The following is a 19,859-nucleotide window of genomic DNA, read 5'->3' as shown; positions in this document are numbered from 1 at the left end:
CCTGGTAACTCATCGGCACGCCGCGTCCCCCGGGAGCCATCGCTCCCGGGGGACGCGGTGCGTTCCGCCCCGGACACCCCCTCGGGTGACAGGAACGCGTGGTCATGACGTCAGTAGATCCATCGAGTTGGGTTAGTCAATACGTTTGACAGTCTGAACACCGGCGGTGTGAGCGGATCTTGAGGCGCCCGTCCGGACTTCGGGGCGGGGCTTCGAGCTGGGCCGCGGGGCGGTGGCTCCCAACGAGATTCCGTGGCACGGCCGTTGGACCAGGACCGATCAGTCTTCCGTGCACTCTCCGGGCGGCCTGGTGACATGTCTTGTCATGGATGGCATGGCGGGATTCGCGAGGATCGCCGACCGCCCCGCCCTGTGGTGAAGCGCGGACCACCGCACTTCTTCTCTCCCGAGTTCGTCCAACATATTGACAAACTTCGGCGCCGGTTCATACGTTCACATGGCAGCCGGTTCAACTCGGTCCGAGCGGAGGCGGCTGCTACGCCCGGCCTGCCGGGCGACCTCGTCCGAATCCCGATCTCGACCCCGACCCCGGCCCCGATCTCGACCCCGACTTCGACCGCCGCACTCTGCCGTGCGGTGCCGATGGGAGCGCGCATCACCTTGACCAGCGACAACCGGCAAGCACTCGTCGTCCGCGGCGGATGGGACGGGCATCAGCCCGTGACGATCAGCGACCTGTTCGTCCCGTTCCTCAGGGAACAGGGATTCACCGTCGAGACCACCGAGGACCTCGCGGTGTACGACGACGCGGAGCGTCTGGCCGCCACCGACCTGATCGTCCAGTGCTGGACCATGGGGACCATCACCCGGGAGCAGAGCACCAATCTCGCCGCCGCGGTGCGGGCGGGCACCGGACTCGCCGGCTGGCACGGCGGCATCATCGACTCCTTCCACGATCACGGCTACCACCTGCTGACCGGCGGCAAGTTCGTCATGCACCCGCCAGGCTTCCACGACCACACCGTGCGGCCGCTGCCCGAGCGCGCCGACCACCCCGTCATCGCGGGGCTCGACGACTTCGACGTACACACCGAGCAGTACTGGGTGCTCACCGACCCGCACGTCGACGTCCTCGCCACCACGACCTTCCCGCCGGACGAACTGCACGACCGGCCCGCGGTGATGCCCGCCGTGTGGACCAGGACCTCCGGAGCGGGGCGGGTCTTCGTCTCGACCGTCGGCCACAAGCCCGACGACTTCGACGTACGGGAAGTCCGCACGCTGACCGAGAGGGGACTGCTGTGGGCGAGCCGCTGAAGCCGCTGAAGCCGTTGAACATCGGCGTCGTGGGCGCGGGAAAGATCAGCGGCGCCTACCTCTCGACGCTGCGGAACCTGACGTCCGTACGGCTGACCGCCGTCACCGACCTCGACGGGGACCGCGCGCGGGCCGTCGCCGAACAGGCGAGGGAGCAGGGCGCGGCGGACATGGCCGTGCTGCCGTCCGTGGCCGCCCTGGTGGCCAGGGACGACGTCGACGCCGTTCTCAACCTCACGATTCCGGCCGCGCACGCGGATGTCGCGCTGACGGCGCTGCGCGCGGGCAAGCACGTGTACGGCGAGAAGCCCCTCGCGGCCGACCGCGCGGGGGCCGACGCCGTGCTGGCGGCGGCGCGCGAGGCGGGACTGCGGGTCGGCTGCGCGCCCGACACCGTCCTCGGCACCGGAACCCAGACCGCGCGCAGGGCGGTGGACGACGGCCTGATCGGTACGCCCGTGGCGGCCACCGCGTTCATGACCGGCGCCGGCCACGAGAAATGGCACCCGGACCCGGAGTTCTACTACCGGCCGGGCGGTGGCCCGCTGCTCGACATGGGGCCGTACTACCTGTCGGCCCTGGTGCATCTCCTCGGCCCGGTGGTCCGGGTGACGGGAGCGTCCTCCCGGCCGCGCGCCCGGCGCACCATCGGCAGCGGTCCCCGGGCGGGGCACACCTTCCCGGTGGAGGTGGACACGCACATCACCGGCGTCCTGGAACACGCCGGCGGCGCCCTGTCCACCCTGGTCATGAGCTTCGACGTCCGCGCCGCGCGGCTGCCGCGCATCGAGGTGCACGGCACCGACGCCTCGCTGTCCGTGCCCGACCCGAACAACTTCGAGGGTGCCGTGGAAATCCACCGCGGCGACGGCTGGGAGACCCTGTCCCCGTCCGCCGGCTACCCGGGCGCCGGACGAGGCATCGGCCTCGCCGATCTGGCCGACGCGCTGTCGGACGGACGTCCGCACCGCGCGTCGGCGGAACTCGCCGCGCACGTCCTGGACAGCATGCTCACCCTCATGGACGCGGCGGACCAGGGCCGCGCGCTCCCGGTGGCCAGCACCTGTGAGCGCCCCGCCCCGGTGACGACGCCCGATCCCTGATCGGTTCGACGCCCGACCGCGCCACTGTCGATTGCGCCACGCCCGACCGCGCCACTCTCGACTGCCCGCCCCCGCTCGCAGCAACAGGAGACCCCCTTCATGCATGACGACCGGAAGCTGGTCGAAGCACGCCTGGAGCGCGTCCTCAGGGAACGCATCCGGCCGGCACTCCACCCCGTCACGACACCCCTGGCCGTGGAGATATGGTCCACCGCCGGCGAACCCGTCCCCGTCCCCGAGGGGCTGGCGGCCCCGACCACGCCCATCGCCCCCGGCACACCGTGGGGCCTGCCGTGGGGCACCAGTTGGTTCAAGGTCACCGGCACCGTCCCCGCCGAGTGGGCGGGCCGTACCGTCGAGGCCGTACTCGACCTCGGATTCACCCCGCGGACCCCGGGGTTCCAGTGCGAGGGCCTCGTGTACGGGCCCGACGGAACCCCGGTCAAGGGGCTCCACCCGCGTAACGCGTACGTCCGCGTCGGCTCACCGGTGACCGGCGGGGAGCAGGTCCACTGGCGTATCGAGGCGGCCTCCAACCCCGATCTCGACGCGAGCGGGGTGCCGTTCCAGCCGACGCCGATGGGCGACAGGGAGACGGCGGGCGAGGCGCCCCAGTACGTGCTCGGCGAGATGCGGCTGGCCGTCTTCGACGAGACGGTGTGGAACCTGGTCATGGACCTGGAGGTCCTCGGCGAGCTGATGGCGGAGCTGCCCGTCGACGGGGCACGCCGCTGGGAGATCCTGCGCGCGGTCGGCCGCGCCCTGGACGCCGTCGACCTGCGGGACGTGAACGGCACGGCGCAGGCTGCGCGTGACGAACTGGCCGATGTGCTCGCCGCGCCCGCCGCCCCCGCGGCGCACCGCATCAGCGCCGTCGGGCACGCCCACATCGACTCCGCCTGGCTGTGGCCGCTGCGCGAGACGGTCCGCAAGGTGGCCCGTACGGCGTCGAACATGACGGCGCTCCTCGACGAGGAGCCGGACTTCGTCTTCACCATGTCGCAGGCCCAGCAGTACGCCTGGATCAAGGAGCACCGGCCCGAGGTGTACGCCCGGGTCAAGAAGGCCGTCGCGGACGGCAGGTTCGTACCCGCCGGCGGGATGTGGGTGGAGTCCGACACCAACATGCCGGGGTCCGAGGCGATGGCCCGCCAGTTCGTCCACGGCAAACGCTTCTTCCTGGACGAGTTCGGCATCGAGAACGACGAGGCGTGGCTGCCGGACACCTTCGGTTTCGCGGCCGGTCTGCCGCAGATCATCAAGGCCGCCGGCGCCACCCGACTGCTCACCCAGAAGATCTCGTGGAGCCGGACCAACACCTTCCCGCACCACACGTTCTCCTGGGAGGGCATCGACGGCACCCGGATCTTCACCCATTTCCCGCCCGTCGACTCGTACAACTGCGAGATGACGGGACGTCAGATCGCCCACGCGGCACGCAACTTCAAGGAGAAGGGTGTCGCCACCCGCTCCCTCGCGCCGACCGGTTACGGGGACGGCGGAGGCGGGACCACGCGCGAGATGGTCGCCAAGGCGGCCCGGATGCGCAGTCTGGAGGGCGCGGCGCGGGTCGAGTGGGAGGCGCCTTCCGACTTCTTCGCCAAGGCCGAGGCCGAGTACCCCGAACCGCCCGTGTGGGTCGGGGAGTTGTATCTGGAACTGCACCGCGCCACGCTCACCAGCCAGGCGGGGACCAAGCGCGGCAACCGGCGCAGCGAGTCCCTTCTCACCGAGGCCGAGCTGTGGGCCGCCACGGCGGCGGCGCGCACCGGCATGCCGTATCCGTACGAGGAGTTGGACCGGATCTGGAAGACGGTCCTCCTCCACCAGTTCCACGACATCCTGCCCGGCTCGTCGATCGCCTGGGTGCACCGCGAGGCACGCGAGACCTACGCGCGGCTCGCCGGAGAGCTGGAGGAAATCATCGCGGGTGCGCAGCGCGCGCTCGCCGGTGACGCGTCGGGCGGCACCGAGCTGGTGTTCAACTCGGCTCCGCACGGCCGGAGTTCGGTCCCGGCCGGAGGTGCGTCGGCCCGGACCGCGCAGGGCTGCACGGTGCCGCCCGTCCCGCGCGAAGGAGGCGGGTACGTCCTCGACAACGGCCTGCTGCGGGTCGAGATCGACGCGCGCGGTCTCGTGGTCTCCGCGTACGACCGTGTCGCGGACCGGGAGGCGGTCGCGCCCGGCCGGGCGGCCAACCTTCTCCAGCTCCATCCCGACTTCCCGAACCAGTGGGACGCGTGGGACGTCGACGCCTTCTACCGGAACGTCGGCAGCGACCTCACCGAGGTGGCCGGGCTGGGCGTCGAGGGCACCTCGGTGCGTGTCGAGCGGGTCTTCGGGGCGTCCCGTGTCACACAGCTCCTGTCGGTTCCGGCGGACGTCAAGCGGCTCGACATCGACACCGAGGTGGACTGGCACGAGACCGAACGCTTCCTGAAGCTGGCCTTCCCGCTGGACGTGAAGGCCGATCGGTACGCCTCCGAGACACAGTTCGGCCATGTGTACCGGCCCACCCACCAGAACACGAGCTGGGAGTGGGCCAAGTTCGAGGCGTGCAACCACCGTTTCGTGCACGTCGACGAGCCGGGCTGGGGTGTCGCGGTCGTCAACGACGCGACCTACGGCCACGACGTGACCCGTACGGTACGGACCGGCGCCGACGCGGGCACGACGACCACCGTGCGCGCGTCGCTGCTGCGCGCCCCCCGCTACCCGGATCCGGAGACCGACCAGGGCACGCACCGGTTCCGGCACGCGCTCGCGCCGGGTGCGACCATCGGCGACGCCGTCCGTGAGGGCCACCGGGCCAATCTGCCCGAGCGCCGGGTCACCGGATCCGCCGCGGCGGTCGCGCCCCTGGTGACCGTCGACAACGACGCCGTCGTGGTCAGTGCCGTGAAGCTGGCCGACGACCGCAGCGGCGACCTGGTTATACGCCTCTACGAGGCACACGGGGGCCGGGCCCGCGCCACCGTCCGTGCCGACGGCTTCGCCACCGGCCGAGCCGTCCCGACGGATCTTCTCGAACGCCCACTGCCGGACGCCGAGCCGCTGACGGCCGCCGACGGCGGTGTCGTACTCGCCCTGCGCCCCTTCCAGTTGGTGACCCTGCGCGTGCCGCGCGCCTGAGGACCCGTCGGCCGACCCGTGCCCACTTGGAGGAGGACCCTCGTATGACAGCCGGAACCGAACCCCCCGACCGTCCCAGGGCGGTGTGTGTGATGAGCCCCGGTACCGCCGAACTCGTGCTGGCCGAGGACCAGCGCGCCCGGCTCTCCGCACTGGTGCGGCTCGCCCCCGACCCTTCCGGGGCCGACCTCGGGGCGGGTCTGGGCGCCGCGCTCGCCGACGCGGAGATCCTGGTCAGCGGCTGGGGCTGCCCCCGTCTGACGGCCGACGTCCTGGCGAGAGCGCCCCATCTGCGGGCCGTGATCCACGCCGCCGGCACCGTCAAGCCGATCGTCAGCGAGGCGGTCTGGGAACGCGGGATCGTCGTGTCGTCCGCGGCCGACGCCAACGCGGGTCCCGTCGCCTCGTACACCGTCGCCCTCATCACGCTCGCCGCGCGCCGCACGCTGACGACGGCGGCCGGTTACGCCGACGGCTGGCCGGACTTCGCCGACCGCTCGGGCGCCGACGGGCTCACGGTCGGGATCGTCGGCGCCTCACGTGTCGGCCGCCGGGTCATCGCCGAACTGCGCAGGTCCGACGCGGGTTTCCGGGTGCTGCTGAGCGATCCGTACGTCACGGACGAGGAGGCGCGCCGACTCGGCGCCGAGCGGGTCGAACTCGCCGATCTCTGCGCGCGGTCGGCGGTGGTCAGCGTCCACGCCCCGCTCCTGCCCCAGACCAAGGGCCTGCTCGACGCCGCGATGCTCGCGCTCGTCCCCGACCGGGGCGCGCTCATCAACACCGCTCGGGGGGCCATCGTCGACACGGACGCGCTGACGGCCGAATGCGCCTCCGGCCGGCTGGAGGCGTACCTCGATGTGACGGCCCCCGAACCCCTGCCGCCCGGCCACCCCCTGCTGTCCCTGCCGAATGTGCTGGTCACCCCGCACATAGCCGGCACACAGGGCAGCGAGGTACGACGGCTCGGGCGGTACGCGGTCGCCGAGGTCGCCCGGTGGGTGGCCGGTGAGCCGCTGCTCGGCGAGGTCACCCGCGAGGCACTCCCCCGACTGGCCTGACGGGCGGGGCGAGCACAGCGCAAGCACAGCACGGACACCGGAAGAGAGAAGGAGGCCGGACCGCCGATCGAACCTCCGCATGACCTGCCAACCCCGGGAGTGGCCGAAGACGCCCGCCTTCCGGTGAAAGGGCTCCACATCATGACAACGCTCGACCAACCCGCCGCCCGCCCCGCCGAGAAGGCCGGGCCGGCGGACAAGGGCCGGCTGCGGCGGCCGCGCCCGCACCGCCGCCGGGACCTGGCCCTGTTCTGGTTCCTGATACCGGGCATCGTGGTGATGCTCCTCTTCCACTACATCCCGCTGCTCGGCAACGTCATCGCCTTCCAGGACTACCAGCCCTACATCGGTATCCTGCACAGCCCGTGGAGCGGACTCGACAACTTCGACGTCCTCTTCAACGGCGACCAGCAGTTCCTGCACGCGCTGGTCAACACCCTCCAACTGACGCTGATCCAGGTCGTGTTCGTGTTCCCCGCGCCGATCCTCCTGGCCCTCGCGCTGAACAGCCTGGTCAGCGAGCGCGTCAAGAAGTGGGTGCAGAACGTCCTGTACCTGCCGCACTTCCTGTCCTGGGTGGTCGTCGTCTCCCTCTTCCAGCAGATGCTGGGCAACGACGGCATGCTCAATCTGTTCCTGAGCGCCCACGACATGGGCAGTTGGAACATCATCGGCAACCCCGAGACGTTCAAGGCCCTGCTGACCTCCCAGGTCATCTGGAAGGACACCGGCTGGGGCACGATCCTCTTCCTGGCCGCGCTGTCCCGTGTCGACCACAACCTCTACGAGGCCGCCGCCATGGACGGCGCCAGCCGCTGGCGGCAGACCTGGCACGTCACCCTGCCCGCCCTGCGCGGCCTGGTGATCCTGCTGCTCATCCTGCGCCTCGGCGACGCCCTGTCCGTCGGCTTCGAGCAGATCCTGCTGCAGCAGCAAGGTGTCGGTCTGGAGAACAGCGAAGTCATGGACACCTATGTCTTCAACCACGGTCTGATCGGCGGGGACTGGGGCGTGAGCGCCGCCGTCGGGCTCGTCAAGGGCATCGTCGGGGTCGCCCTGGTCCTGGGCGCCAACAAGATCGCCCATCTGTTCGGCGAGGAAGGCGTGTACCGCTCATGACAACGTTGTCTCCCGTGCACCCCGTGCGCCGCAGGCCGCACAAGACCTACAGCGCGATCCCCGGGGAGACGCCCGGGTCCCTGCCGTGGCGCACCCTCAAGTCGCTGATTCTGCTGGTGTGCGTGATCGCGGTCGTCCTGCCCTTCGTCGCGATCATCGCGACGTCGCTGGCCGACGCCGAGCAGGTCAACAAGGCCGGCGGCTATGTGCTGTGGCCCGACGACATCACGTTCTCGTCCTACCGGGCCCTGCTCTCGGGCGGCCTGGTCTCCAAGGCCATGTTCGTCAGCATCGGCGTCACCGTCGTCGGCACCGCCCTCAGCCTCGTCGGCTCCATCATGCTGGCGTACGGACTGAGCCGGCCCGGCTCGTTCGGGCACAAGCCCGTGCTCATGCTGCTGCTGATGTCCATGCTGTTCGCGCCGGGCATCATCCCCAGCTATCTGATGGTCAAGCAGCTCGGCATGATCAACAGCTACTGGTCGCTGATCCTGCCGACCATGATCAACGCGTTCAACGTGATCGTGCTGCGCTCCTTCTTCATGAATCTGCCCAAGGAACTCATCGACGCGGCCCGTATCGACGGCGCGTCGGAACTGAAGATCCTCACGAAGATCGTGCTCCCCCTCTCCAAGGCGTCCGTCGCCGTCATCGGGCTCTTCTACGCGGTGACGTACTGGAACGCGTTCTTCAACGCCCTGCTGTACATCAACGACGCTGCCAAGTGGCCCATGCAGCTCGTGCTGCGGTCCTACGTCGTCAACAACGCGGCACTCAGCGGCGGCCAGATCGACGTCGCGGCCGGTGCGCCGATCCCACCGGCCCAGTCGCTGCAGGCCGCGATCCTGGTGCTGTCGATCGTGCCCATCGTGATCGTCTACCCCTTCCTGCAGCGGCATATGAACAAGGGCGTCATGGTCGGAGCGGTGAAGGGATGAGAACAGTCATGAACACAGGAATGAACCGCCGCGGTTTCCTCGCCTCCGCCGCCGGTGTCGCGGCCGGGCTGACCCTGGCCGGCTGCGGCGACTACAAGCCCGCCACGGCCCGGGACGCCAACGCGAAGGCCCAACTGCCCACGTACATCCCGTACAAGGGCGCGCCGACGTCGATGCCCGCCACCGCGGACGGCGTCGCCGCGGGATATCTGCACTACCCCGCCGACCCCGTCAAGGCATTCCCGGACGGACCGCCCGCCAAGGGCGACGCCATCGACATCATGACGCTGATCTTCAACCCGGTGCCCCCGCCGGTGGACGACAACGTCATGTGGCAGGCCCTCAACAAGAGCCTCGGCTGCGACATCAACTTCCAGATCACGCCTGTCCAGGACTATCCGAACAAGTTCGCCGTGACCATCGCCGGGGGCGACCTGCCCGACGCGATGCTGATGCTGCCCCCGGACCAGAACTCCGCCGCCACACCGGACATGCTGGACGCCCTCTTCGAGGACCTCTCCGAGCATCTGGCCGGCGACAACATCCGGGACTACCCGTATCTCGCCAACATCCCCACCGCCTCCTGGGCCCCGTGCGTGCGCAACGGCGGGATCTACGCGCTCCCGATGCCCCGCCCGCTGTCCGGCGGCCCCCCGACGTACATCCGGCTCGATCTGACCGACAAGCTGGGTGTCGACCCGCATCCGAAGAGCTGGCGCGAGTTCGCCCAGCTGTGCAAGGACGTGACGGACCCGAAGAGCAACCGGTACGCGATGAGCGACCCCGTCACCGCGTGGAACTTCGTGATGCAGATGCTGAAGGCCCCCAACAAGTGGCAGCAGAAAGGGGGCAAGTTCATCTGGATGTACGAGACCGAGGAGGCCAAGCAGGCCATGGACGCGGTCCGCCGGCTCACCAAGGGCGGCCTCATGCACCCGGACGCCTACAGCGTCCTCGGCAAGCACAAGGAGTGGTTCGGCACCGGCCGCACCGTCATGAACCCCGACGCGCCGGTCGCGTGGAACGACTACTACACCCTGTACGGCGCGGGCACCAAGGGCTTCGAGATCGGCTACATGATGGCGCCTGGCTGGGACGGCGGCGACGGCGGGCAGTGGCAGGGCTCGGCCAACTTCGCCACGCTCATCATCAAGAAGGCCCCCAAGGCCCGGATCAAACAGATCCTGCGCGCCATGAACGCCCTCGCCTCCCCCTTCGGGACCGACGGATACCTGCTGCGCAAATACGGCGTCCAGGGTCCCGGCCACACCCTGAAGGGAAGCGACCCGGTCCTCACCGCACAGGGCCAGTCCGAGGTCTATCTCCCCACCATCTTCGCCACCGACGCGCCGGGAGCCCTGTACTACCCGACGAAGCCGGAGATCGTGCCGGACCAGTACGCCTTCCAGAAGGAAGCCGTCCAGCGGCTGATCCCGAACGACGCCGAGCCCCTGTACTCGCCGACCGACTCCAAGATGTCCAAACTCCTCCAGACGACCATCGACGACACCCGCAAGGGCGTCATGCAGGGCCGGGTCCCGCTCAGTGAGTGGGACGACGTCATCAAGCACTGGCGCAAGGAGGCCGGCGACAAGATTCGCGCCGAATTCGAGCAGGCATGGGAGACCCGCGCCTCATGAACGCCCACCGCATGAACCCGCACCGCGTGAACCCGCAGCCCATGAACCCGCAGCTCGTGAATCGATCGCCCGCCGAGGACCGCGCCCACTGGGAGCGGACCGCCGACCGGCTGCTGCTCGCCGTACGGCCGTACGGCACCGCCGAGCACTCCCTGATCCAGCTGCCCGGCACCCCGAGCCACAACGGCGCACTCAGCGACGGGCTCGAAGGCTTCGCCCGCACCTTCCTGCTGGCCGGCTTCCGGCTGGCGGGAGCGGACGGAGCCGACCGGCACGATCTCGCGGGCTGGTACGCGCGGGGCCTGGCCGCCGGCACCGATCCTTCGAGCCCCGAGCGCTGGCCCACCTTCGCCGAGTGCAACCAGGCCAAGGTCGAAGCCGCCTCCGTCGCGCTCGCGCTGCACGAGACGCGGCCCTGGATCTGGGACCGCCTCGACGACCGGGTCAGGAGCCAGATCCTCGACTGGCTCGCCCCGATGGTCGGCGACCCGATGCCGGGCAACAACTGGGTCTGGTTCCAAGGGGTCACCGAGGCGTTCGCCCGCACCGCCGGCGGACAGTGGCAGCAGCAGGACCTCGACCGCGTCATCGCGCTGACCGACGGCTGGTACGCGGGCGACGGCTGGTACTCCGACGGGCTCAGCGGCGGCGAACGCCGCAACTTCGACCACTACAACGGCTGGGCCATGCATCTGTACCCGTTGTGGTTCTGCCGCATCCTCGGTGACACGGCCCCCGCCGGACTGCTCGACCGCTACCGGGCCCGGCTGCGCCGCTTCCTGGCGGACCAGCGACTCCTGGTCGGGGCCAACGGTTCGCCGCTGATCCAGGGCCGCTCGCTCACCTACCGGCACGCTGCGCTCGCGTCCGTGTGGGCCGGCGCGCTGTTCGACGCCACACCGCTGGCGCCGGGCGAGACGCGCGCGGTCGCCGGTCGGATGCTCGACCACTTCACCGACCACGGCGCCACCGACGACCAGGACCTGCTCACGCTCGGCTGGCACCGGCCCTTCCGCGGAGTCCTCCAGGTCTACTCGGGGCCCGCGTCGCCGTACTGGGCGAGCAAGGGCTTCATCGGTCTCGCGCTGCCGGCGCACCACCCCGTCTGGACCGCGGAGTCGACGCCGCTCGCCGTGGAACAGGGCGACTTCACACGTACGTTGGCCGCGCCCGGCTGGCTCGTCTCCGGCACCGCGTCCGACGGTGTCGTGCGCGTCGTCAACCATGGCGGGGACCACGCCGATCCGGCCCGCCCGCACGCGGACGACCCCTGCTACGCGCGGTTCGCCTACTCGACGCACACCGCGCCCGAGACCCCCGGCGACCCCACCGCGGGACCCGGCGCCCGCGTGGTCGCCGATCCGCTCGACAACGCGGTCGTCCTGCTGGACGCGGCGGGGCGCGCCTCCCACCGGCGCCCGGCGACCAGGATCTCCGTGGACGGCGCCACGGCCGTCTCGCGTTCTCGCGCGCACTGGCCCGAGGACACGACATGGGATCCGTTCGGCGGCCCCGACACCCGCTACACGCCGGGCCCTTGGCTCACCGTCGGTTCCGCGCTGCGCGGGTCGGTCGAGGTCCGGGCCGTACGCGTCGACGGCGATCCCGGGGCCGGGCATGTGCTGCGTATCGGCGGCTGGGCGCTCGCGGTCGGTCCGGGTGCCGTGCCCCCGCCCGGCCCGGTCGACGGTGCGACCGCACGGGTCGAGGGCGACGGCGGACTGGTCTCCGTCGTCGTCGGCGCACAGGGTCTCCCGAACGCCTCCGTCGTGACCGGCACCGACAGCAACGCCCTGGGCGCCGCGTCCGCCACCCCCGTCGTGGCGACCGGGGGACCCGTCGCCCACGGCACCGTCCACATCGCCCTCGTCCACCTCGGCGGCGCCGATCCCACCGCCCTGCCCGAGGTCACCACCCGCGCCGAGGGCACCGCCCTGCTCGTGGACGTGGCCTGGCCGGACGGCGCGCGGGACACCGTACGGCTCCCCGCTCCCGACCCCGAGTCCCCCGCCGCGTACGGCCTTCGGAAGGACCAGCACCGTGCATGACGACCGCCGGATCATCGAGACGCGGATCCGCAAGCTCCTCGACCGGGTGATCCGCCCGGCCCTCTACAGCGCCGTACGCCCCCTCACCCTGAGCGCCTGGCACGTGGACGGCGAACCCGTCCCCGTGGCCGACGCCCTGGGCGCCGAGTACGAGCCCTTCACCCTCGGCACCACCTGGGGCGGCCCCTGGGCGACAACGTGGATGCGGGCGGGCGCGGACATTCCCGAGGAGTGGTCGGGGCGCCGGGTCGAGGCCGTGTTCGACCTCGGTTTCGATCTGACGAAGGGCCCCGGCGGCCAGGCGGAGGGCCTCGTCCACGACGACCGGGGCGCGCCGCTCCAGGGCCTGCATCCGTACAGCCGTACGGTGCTCCTCGCCGACTCAGCCACCGGCGGCGACCGGGTCGACCTGCTGATCGAGCTGGCCGCCAACCCGCCCATCGTCGCCAGCGCCGGCCTGCACATCCACCACGGTTCGCTCGAAACCGCGGGCACGGAGCACATCTACCGGCTCGAACAGGCCGAGATCGCGGTACGCGAGGACGACGTATGGCATCTCATCCACGACATCGAGGTGCTCGACGAGCTGATGCACGAGCTGCCTGTCGGCTCCTCCCGGCGCCACGAGATCCTCCACGCCCTGCGCCGGGCCGCCGACGCGATCGTCGCGGGCGATGTGGCGAACACCGCGGCCGAGGCCCGGCGCCGGCTCGCCGACGTACTGTCCCGGCCCGCGCACGCCTCGGCGCACACTCTCTCGGCGGTCGGCCACGCCCATATCGACTCGGCGTGGCTGTGGCCGGTCCGGGAGACCGTCCGCAAGTGCGCGCGTACGTTCACCAACATGACCACGCTGGCGGAGGAGTACCCCGAGCTGGTCTTCGCCTGTTCCTCGGCGCAGCAGTACGCGTGGATGAAGGAACAGCGCCCGGAGATCTTCGCCCGGATGAAGAAGGCGGCGGCCGACGGCAACTGGGCGCCGGTGGGCGGCATGTGGGTCGAGGCCGACGGCAATCTCCCCGGCGGTGAGGCGCTGGCCCGCCAACTCGTATACGGGCGGCGCTTCTTCGCGGAGGAGTTCGGCATCGAGCAGCACGGTGTGTGGCTGCCCGACTCGTTCGGCTACACCGCCGCCTATCCCCAACTGGCCAAGCTGGCGGGGGCCCGGTGGTTCCTCACCCAGAAGCTCTCCTGGAACGAGACGAACAAGCTGCCGCACCACACCTTCGACTGGGAGGGCATCGACGGGACCCGTATCTTCACCCATTTCCCGCCCGTCGACAGCTACAACGCGTCACTCACGGCGGCCGAACTCGCCCACGCCGAGAGCAACTTCGCGGACAAGGGCGTGGCGACCCGCTCGCTGGTCCCCTTCGGCTACGGCGACGGCGGTGGCGGGCCCACGCGTTCGATGCTGGAGAAGGCCCGTCGGCTGCGTGACCTCGAAGGCTCACCCAAGGTCGTCGTCGAGGGGCCGGACGCGTTCTTCGCGACTGCCCGTGCCGAACGCGATCAACTCCCCGTATGGCGGGGCGAGTTGTATCTGGAGAACCATCGCGGCACCTACACCAGCCAGGCCCGCACCAAGCGCGGCAACCGGCGGAGCGAGGCGTTGCTCCGGGAGGCGGAGCTGTGGGCCGCCACCGCCGCCGTCCGGACCGGGGCGCCGTATCCGTACGAGGCGCTGGACTCGCTGTGGCGGCGGGTCCTGCTCAACCAGTTCCACGACATCCTGCCGGGCTCGTCCATCGCCTGGGTGCACCGGCAGGCGGAACGCGAGTACGCCGAGATCCAGGGCGAGTTGGAGACCCTGATCGCCGAGGCGACCGGGCATTTGCCCGGGGGTCCCGCGCTCCTCAACGCCGGACCGTACGCGCGCCGCGAGGTCGCCGTCGTCGCCGACGACGCGGTCGCCGGTGGGCAGCGCCTGTCGGACGGCCGTAGGGCGGTCCTCGCCGAGGTGGCCCCGCTCGCCTCCGGCGGCACGGTGGACACGCCCCGGAACGCGGTCAGCGCCCGTGCCCAGGACGGTGGTTTCGTCCTCGACAACGGGGTGCTGACCGTCGTCGTGGACCGGCGTGGTCTGCTCACCTCGGTGTACGACCACGCGGAGCGGCGGGAGGCGATCGCTCCCGGTACGGCGGGCAATCTCCTCCAGCTCCACCCCGACGACCCGAATCTGTGGTCGGCGTGGAACATCGACTCGTACTACCGCGACACGGTGCGCGACCTGGACGAGGCCGAGTCGGTGACTCTCGTGGACGAGGGACCGCTGCTGGCGTCGGTGCGGGTCGAGCGCGCCCACGGAGCCTCCCGGTTCGTCCAGCACATCGAGATCACGGCCGAGAGCCGGCAGGTGAGCGTCCGCAACGACATCGACTGGCAGGAGCGCGACACCGTGCTGAAGGCGGCGTGGCCGCTCGACGTGCACGCGGAACGGGAGAGCGCCGAGATCCAGTTCGGTCATGTGCAGCGCCCCACCCACGAGAACACGAGCTGGGACGCGGCACGCTTCGAACTGTGGGCGCACCGCTGGGTGCACGTCGGCGAGCGGCACTGGGGCGCCGCCCTGCTCAACGACTCCACCTACGGGCACGACGTCCGCCGCGACACCCGGGACGGCGGCGGGACCACCACGACGGTGCGGCTCTCGCTGCTCCGTTCCCCGCACAGCCCCGACCCGGGGGCCGACCGCGGCCGGCACAGCTTCAGCTACGCGCTGCTGGCCGGGGCGGGCATCGAGGAGGCGATCGCCGGAGGGTACGCGCTTAACCTGCCCCTGCGCCCCGCGCCGGCCGACACCCGGTCGCTGGTCGGAATCGACACCACCGATGTGGTGGTGGAGTCGGTCAAGCTCGCGGACGACCGCAGCGGCGACCTCGTCGTACGTCTCTACGAGGCGTGCGGCGGAGCGGTCCCGGCGCGGCTGTCGGCGGGATTTCCCCTCGCCGCCGCCTTCGACTGCGACCTGTTGGAGCAGCCGGAGCAGGAGCTGGCACGCGCGTCCGGCGACGGGTCCGTGGAACTCAGGTTCCGGCCCTTCCAGATCCGCACGCTGCGTCTGCGCCCCGCGCCCGCGGCGCGCGGCGGAACGGAGGAGGTCGGCTGATCCGTCGAGTCGGCGGCTGGGCGGGGTCCGTCCCGCGCGCCCGCCCACGTCGTACCATTCCATCGATCTGTTGCCTTCGGGGCGGCGGCGCACCACGGCCGCCGCTCGCCGGAGGCGGGGAGAGGCACGTTGACCACCAACACGGCGAGACCTGAGAAGAACCCTGTGAGAGCCGAGAAGCGCACGATCCGGCGCGGCACCAATCTGCCGCGCATGGGGGACTTCAACGAGTCCGTCATTCTCGACGCGATCCGCAGGCACCCGGCGGGCCTGAGCCGGGTCGAACTCGCCCAGGCCACCGGTCTCTCCGCGCAGACCGTCTCGAACATCACGCGCCGGCTGATCGACCAGGGTGTGGCCCGTGAATCGGGGAAGCAGAACACCGGCAGCGGGAAGCCCCGTACCCTCCTCGAAATCGTCCCGACGTCTCGCTACGCCGTGGGGGTCCATCTCGACCCCGCCGTGATCACCTGCGTGCTGGTGGATCTTCACGGCACGGTCGTGGGCCATCGCAGCCAGCGGACCCCGAGCGCCGGTGACACCGACGGGACCGTCGCGGACATGGCCGCCTCGGTGCGCTCGCTCGTGGCGGAGTCGGGGATCGACGAGGCACGGGTGCTGGGCCTGGGCATCGCCGCGCCCGGCCCGATAGACGCGTCCGCCGGCTGGGTGGTCGATCCTCCGGAGCTGCCCGGCTGGGGCCGCTACCCGCTGCGCGACCGGCTCAGCGAGGCGACCGGACTCCCGGCACTCCTCGACAAGGACGTCACGGCCGCGGTCGTCGCCGAGCGCTGGGCCGGGGCGGCCACCGAGAGCCGCAATCTGCTCTTCTTCTACCTCGGTACCGGCTCCGGGATGGGGCTGGTGGTGGACGACACCGTGCTGCGCGGGGTCTCCGGCAACGCGGGCGAGGTCGGCGGCCTCGGCGCGGCCTGCTCGACGCGGACGCTCGTCGACGAGGCGATCGCGCTGGGTGTACTCGGCTCCGAGTACACGGTGCTCGACCCGGCCGACGCCCAGCACGGTCTGGAGCGGCTGGCACAGCTCGCCGCCGACGGGGACGCGCAGGCGGACGGCATCATCGAGCGCCTCGCCATCCGTATCGGCCGGGGCGTCTGCGCGGCGGGGACGCTGCTGGACGTCGACACCATCGTCTTCGGCGGGCCGACGTGGCTCGTGCTCGCCCCCCGTCTTCTCACGACGATCGAGCCGATGGTCGCGCGCTCCCCCTTCGTCAGGGCGACCCACCCGACGACGGTCGCCACCACCACACTGGGCGAGAACGTGGCCGCTGTGGGGGCGGCGTCCCTGGTCCTCGACCAGGCGCTCTCCGCCCAGCCCAGGTCCTTGCTGCTGAGGTGACCCCACGCCGCCCGCGCCGTCGAACCTCGGAGCACGGTCGGCGGTTCCGCGTGACGCGGCAGTGGTCATGGCCGAGTGGGCTCCCCCGCTTCTGTGTGACGAGGCGGCCGAAAGGGAAGGGGAAAAGTGTTGCTGGTGCGAAACGAAGGGTGTGATCCGTATGCGAGTGGCATTTCTGGTGGCTCCCGAGGGTGTGGAGCAGGTCGAGCTGACCGAGCCCTGGCAAGCCGTTCTCGACGCGGGTGGCGAGCCCGTACTGGTCTCCACCGAATCGGGCGAGGTCCAGGCGTTCAACCATCTCGACAAGGCCGACAGCTTCCCGGTCGATCGGACCGTCGCGGCGGCCTCGGAGGCGGACTACGACGGTCTCGTGCTGCCCGGCGGGGTGGCCAACCCCGACGCGCTGCGCACGGATGACGCGGCCGTCGCGTTCGCGAAGAGTTTCTTCGACGCCGGCAAGCCGGTGGCGGCGATCTGTCATGCCCCGTGGACGCTGGTCGAGGCCGGTGTACTGGAAGGCCGGACCCTCACCTCATGGCCCAGTCTCCGGACCGACATCCGCAACGCGGGCGGCACCTGGGTGGACGAACAGGTCCATGTCTGCACGTCGGGGCCGAACACGTTGATCACCAGCCGGAATCCCGGCGATCTCAAGGCGTTCAACTCGACGTTCGTCCCCGCCTTCGGCGGCTGAACCGCCGCCGCCCACCCATGGCCGCCGCCGTGTCCCGGGGCCGGTCGGGCACGACGCCCCGGCTGCCCCGGTGCGGGTGTCCGACGCGGCCCTCGCGACCGAGGAGTACCGGGAGCAGTGCCGGGAGGAATACCGGCAGGTGCCGCCCCGTATCCGGATTCAGGGAACGAGGTGGCCCGCGGCGCGGAACAGTTCGTACCACTCGGCCCGGGTGAGCGGAAGGTCGGAGCCCTGGGCGGCGCCGGCGACGCGCTCCGGGCTGGTGGTGCCGAGTACGACCTGCATGCGAGCGGGGTGGCGGGTGATCCAGGCAGTCGCGATCGCGATTGCGGGGACGTCGTACTGGGCGGCGAGGCGGTCGATGACGGCGTTGAGCTCGGGGTAGTCCGGCGAGCCGAGGAAGACACCCGTGAAGAAACCGGCCTGGAAGGGAGACCACGCCTGGATGGTGATGTCGTTCAGCCGGCAGTAGTCGACGATCCCTCCGCCGTCGAGGGTGACCGCCTGCTGCTCCGCGAGCATGTTCGCGGCGACCCCTTGAGCGATGATCGGCTCGTGTGTGATCGACAGCTGAAGCTGGTTGGCGACGATCGGCTGGCGTACGTACTTGCGCAGCAGCTCGATCTGGCCCGGGGTCTGGTTCGAGACACCGAAGGCCCGCACCTTGCCCGAGGACTCCAGTTCGTCGAAGGCGCGGGCCACCTCTTCGGGCTCGACAAGCGCGTCGGGGCGGTGCAGCAGCAGGATGTCGATGCGGTCGGTCCGCAGGGCCGCGAGTGAGCCCTCGACCGACTTGACGATGTGCTCGTACGAGAAGTCGTAGTACGGCCCGTCCGTGACGATTCCCGCCTTGGTCTGGATCGTGATCTCGTCACGCTGCGACGGGCTCAGCTCCATCGCCTCGGCGAAGCGCCGCTCACAACCGTGCAGTTCGCCACCGTAGACATCGGCGTGGTCAACGAAGTCGACGCCGGCGTCGCGCGCGGTGCGGACGAGTTCGCGGACTTCCTCGTCTGTCTTGTCGGCGATACGCATCAGGCCGAGCACGACGTTCGGGGCGAGGATGTCGGTGCCGGGCATGGTGAAGGTCTTCACGACGGATTCCCTTTCGGATGTTGTCGGGTGTTGTCGGATGTGCAGGTCCGCCTGTACAAACACGGCCACTCCGCACTTTAGGCGGCGGCGGGTCCATCAGCGGCGAGCAGCGAGTTCGACATCGCGTCGGCATCCTCCCGTCGGGCCACCGGACCGGTGGATTCCGTCTCCCGGAGTGAGCCGGCGGCACGACCACTCTCACCCTTCCATGACGGCGGCGGTCTCTTCCGACGCCTTCTCCACGAGGGAGATTCCGGCGTCCATCCCGGCGTTGTCCTTCGACAGCACCGCGAGCAGGCAGGGATGGCCTCCGATGGTCACCTCGCCGATGCTGGTGATGTCCCACAGGCTCGTCACGCTGCGCTCCAGCCAGCCGTTCTTGAGACCTGTCGGGTCGCCCGCCGCGGAGACCCCCCAGTCCTGTCCGTCCGCTGTCCGGCCCATCAGCCCGCGTATGTAGTCCTGCGAGGCGGCGGTGAGTTCGGACGTGTTCCCGAAGACCTCGGACAGGAGCGTCAGTTGGTCGGCGGCCGTGGTCTGGGTGAGACCCCACAGGGGGCCGGTGCCCGCGGTCGTCGCGGTCAGGCCCAGGCGCGCGTTGGCGGCGTCCAGGCCGTCCGAGCCGCCGATGGTCTCCCACAGGGCGTCCGCCGCGGTGTTGTCACTGTCGACGATCATGGGGACGGCGTACGACTTCTCCCGCTCGGTGAGGACGCGCCCGTCGTCCTGGGCCTGGAGCAGGAGTGCCGCCAGTATGTCGATCTTGACGATGCTCGCCGTGTCGTACGTCAGGTCCGACGCCACGTTGTACTGGGCGGTGCGGCCGTCCGAGAGGTCGAGCACGGCGACGGACAGTGTGGCCCCGCCCGTGTCCAGCGTCTTGAGCCGGTCGGTGAGCGCCTTGTTCCTGGCGTCCTCGGCCACCTGCTCGGCGTCCGGTGACGGCGGCGACGACAGCGAGGGCGCCGGCGTGGGCCGGGAGGCGGCCGCGACGGGAGCGGCGTCTTCGCTCCAGCCGTCGGCGCCGTGCGCCACCACGAGCGTCGCCAGGAGAAGTACGAGCGTGATCCCGGCGAAGATCATGGCGCGGGATCGGTTGGAGGCGGCGGCGTTCGGCGCCGCGTGGCGTGATGTCATGTCGCGCTACCACGAACGCCGACGTCAGAACGGCGAACTCGCGCCCGGCGCGGGTCGGTCCGTCGAGTTCTGGGAGAGCAGGTCCTCACAGGCCGTGCGGCATCGGTGGAAGACGACGAACCGCCGCTCAACAGGAGAGCGCC

At 70.6% G+C, this 19,859-nt stretch carries 13 protein-coding genes; 11 read left to right on the top strand and 2 right to left on the bottom strand.

What is annotated here, in order from left to right; genetic code table 11:
• The first annotated feature begins 603 nt into the window (after positions 1-603).
• The 11 genes from ACFUN8_RS23460 to ACFUN8_RS23410 all read left to right on the top strand — a co-directional run bounded on the left by ACFUN8_RS23460 (position 604) and on the right by ACFUN8_RS23410 (position 17,484).
• Positions 604-1,278: a ThuA domain-containing protein gene (locus ACFUN8_RS23460; RefSeq protein WP_383640893.1), complete on the top strand. Its 675-nt coding sequence runs from the start codon at positions 604-606 to the stop codon at positions 1,276-1,278.
• Positions 1,263-2,381, top strand: coding sequence for a Gfo/Idh/MocA family protein (locus ACFUN8_RS23455; protein ID WP_383640887.1), 1,119 nt, complete (start codon positions 1,263-1,265; stop codon positions 2,379-2,381). The genes ACFUN8_RS23460 and ACFUN8_RS23455 overlap by 16 nt, the downstream gene beginning before the upstream one ends.
• A 99-nt stretch (positions 2,382-2,480) precedes the next feature.
• On the top strand, positions 2,481-5,513 hold the full coding sequence (locus ACFUN8_RS23450; protein ID WP_383640884.1) for an alpha-mannosidase: 3,033 nt from the start codon (positions 2,481-2,483) through the stop codon (positions 5,511-5,513).
• A 44-nt stretch (positions 5,514-5,557) separates the two neighbouring features.
• Positions 5,558-6,574: a hydroxyacid dehydrogenase gene (locus ACFUN8_RS23445; RefSeq protein WP_383640881.1), complete on the top strand. Its 1,017-nt coding sequence runs from the start codon at positions 5,558-5,560 to the stop codon at positions 6,572-6,574.
• A 141-nt stretch (positions 6,575-6,715) separates the two neighbouring features.
• Positions 6,716-7,693 (top strand): ABC transporter permease, encoded by a 978-nt coding sequence (locus ACFUN8_RS23440; RefSeq protein WP_383640878.1) that lies wholly within the window; start codon positions 6,716-6,718, stop codon positions 7,691-7,693.
• Entirely contained in the window at positions 7,690-8,631 is a 942-nt protein-coding gene (locus ACFUN8_RS23435) for a carbohydrate ABC transporter permease (protein ID WP_383640876.1), read from the top strand. Before ACFUN8_RS23440 ends, ACFUN8_RS23435 begins: the two co-directional genes overlap by 4 nt.
• Before the next feature lie 8 nt (positions 8,632-8,639).
• On the top strand, positions 8,640-10,271 hold the full coding sequence (locus ACFUN8_RS23430) for an ABC transporter substrate-binding protein (RefSeq protein WP_383640873.1): 1,632 nt from the start codon (positions 8,640-8,642) through the stop codon (positions 10,269-10,271).
• Positions 10,268-12,319: a DUF2264 domain-containing protein gene (locus tag ACFUN8_RS23425; RefSeq protein ID WP_383640870.1), complete on the top strand. Its 2,052-nt coding sequence runs from the start codon at positions 10,268-10,270 to the stop codon at positions 12,317-12,319. Before ACFUN8_RS23430 ends, ACFUN8_RS23425 begins: the two co-directional genes overlap by 4 nt.
• On the top strand, positions 12,312-15,428 hold the full coding sequence (locus ACFUN8_RS23420) for an alpha-mannosidase (RefSeq protein ID WP_383640867.1): 3,117 nt from the start codon (positions 12,312-12,314) through the stop codon (positions 15,426-15,428). Before ACFUN8_RS23425 ends, ACFUN8_RS23420 begins: the two co-directional genes overlap by 8 nt.
• Positions 15,429-15,641: 213 nt before the next feature.
• Entirely contained in the window at positions 15,642-16,790 is a 1,149-nt protein-coding gene (locus ACFUN8_RS23415; RefSeq protein ID WP_383640890.1) for an ROK family transcriptional regulator, read from the top strand.
• A gap of 160 nt (positions 16,791-16,950) precedes the next feature.
• Positions 16,951-17,484, top strand: coding sequence for a type 1 glutamine amidotransferase domain-containing protein (locus ACFUN8_RS23410; RefSeq protein WP_383640865.1), 534 nt, complete (start codon positions 16,951-16,953; stop codon positions 17,482-17,484).
• Between the two features lie 159 nt (positions 17,485-17,643).
• On the opposite strand, the gene ACFUN8_RS23405 is transcribed toward ACFUN8_RS23410, so the two are convergent.
• Positions 17,644-18,579: an aldo/keto reductase family oxidoreductase gene (locus tag ACFUN8_RS23405; protein WP_383640862.1), complete on the bottom strand. Its 936-nt coding sequence runs from the start codon at positions 18,577-18,579 to the stop codon at positions 17,644-17,646.
• Positions 18,580-18,777: 198 nt separating this feature from the next.
• Positions 18,778-19,716: a serine hydrolase gene (locus ACFUN8_RS23400; RefSeq protein WP_383640859.1), complete on the bottom strand. Its 939-nt coding sequence runs from the start codon at positions 19,714-19,716 to the stop codon at positions 18,778-18,780.
• Between the last annotated feature and the right edge of the window lie 143 nt (positions 19,717-19,859).

The organism is Streptomyces sp. NPDC057307 (assembly GCF_042667665.1).
In the GTDB taxonomy this organism is placed as follows: domain Bacteria; phylum Actinomycetota; class Actinomycetes; order Streptomycetales; family Streptomycetaceae; genus Streptomyces.
Note: the sequence above shows the minus strand (reverse complement) of the source record. Positions and strands in the feature narration are given on the sequence as shown.

Bases quoted from the DNA above. Each gene is read 5' to 3' on its own strand.
- ACFUN8_RS23460 (WP_383640893.1), top strand. From the start codon at position 604: ATGGGAGCGCGCATCACCTTGACCAGCGACAACCGGCAAGCACTCGTC.
- ACFUN8_RS23450 (WP_383640884.1), top strand. From the start codon at position 2,481: ATGCATGACGACCGGAAGCTGGTCGAAGCACGCCTGGAGCGCGTCCTC.
- ACFUN8_RS23445 (WP_383640881.1), top strand. From the start codon at position 5,558: ATGACAGCCGGAACCGAACCCCCCGACCGTCCCAGGGCGGTGTGTGTG.
- ACFUN8_RS23440 (WP_383640878.1), top strand. From the start codon at position 6,716: ATGACAACGCTCGACCAACCCGCCGCCCGCCCCGCCGAGAAGGCCGGG.
- ACFUN8_RS23435 (WP_383640876.1), top strand. From the start codon at position 7,690: ATGACAACGTTGTCTCCCGTGCACCCCGTGCGCCGCAGGCCGCACAAG.
- ACFUN8_RS23430 (WP_383640873.1), top strand. From the start codon at position 8,640: ATGAACACAGGAATGAACCGCCGCGGTTTCCTCGCCTCCGCCGCCGGT.
- ACFUN8_RS23425 (WP_383640870.1), top strand. From the start codon at position 10,268: ATGAACGCCCACCGCATGAACCCGCACCGCGTGAACCCGCAGCCCATG.
- ACFUN8_RS23415 (WP_383640890.1), top strand. From the start codon at position 15,642: ATGGGGGACTTCAACGAGTCCGTCATTCTCGACGCGATCCGCAGGCAC.
- ACFUN8_RS23410 (WP_383640865.1), top strand. From the start codon at position 16,951: ATGCGAGTGGCATTTCTGGTGGCTCCCGAGGGTGTGGAGCAGGTCGAG.
- ACFUN8_RS23400 (WP_383640859.1), bottom strand. From the start codon at position 19,716: ATGACATCACGCCACGCGGCGCCGAACGCCGCCGCCTCCAACCGATCC.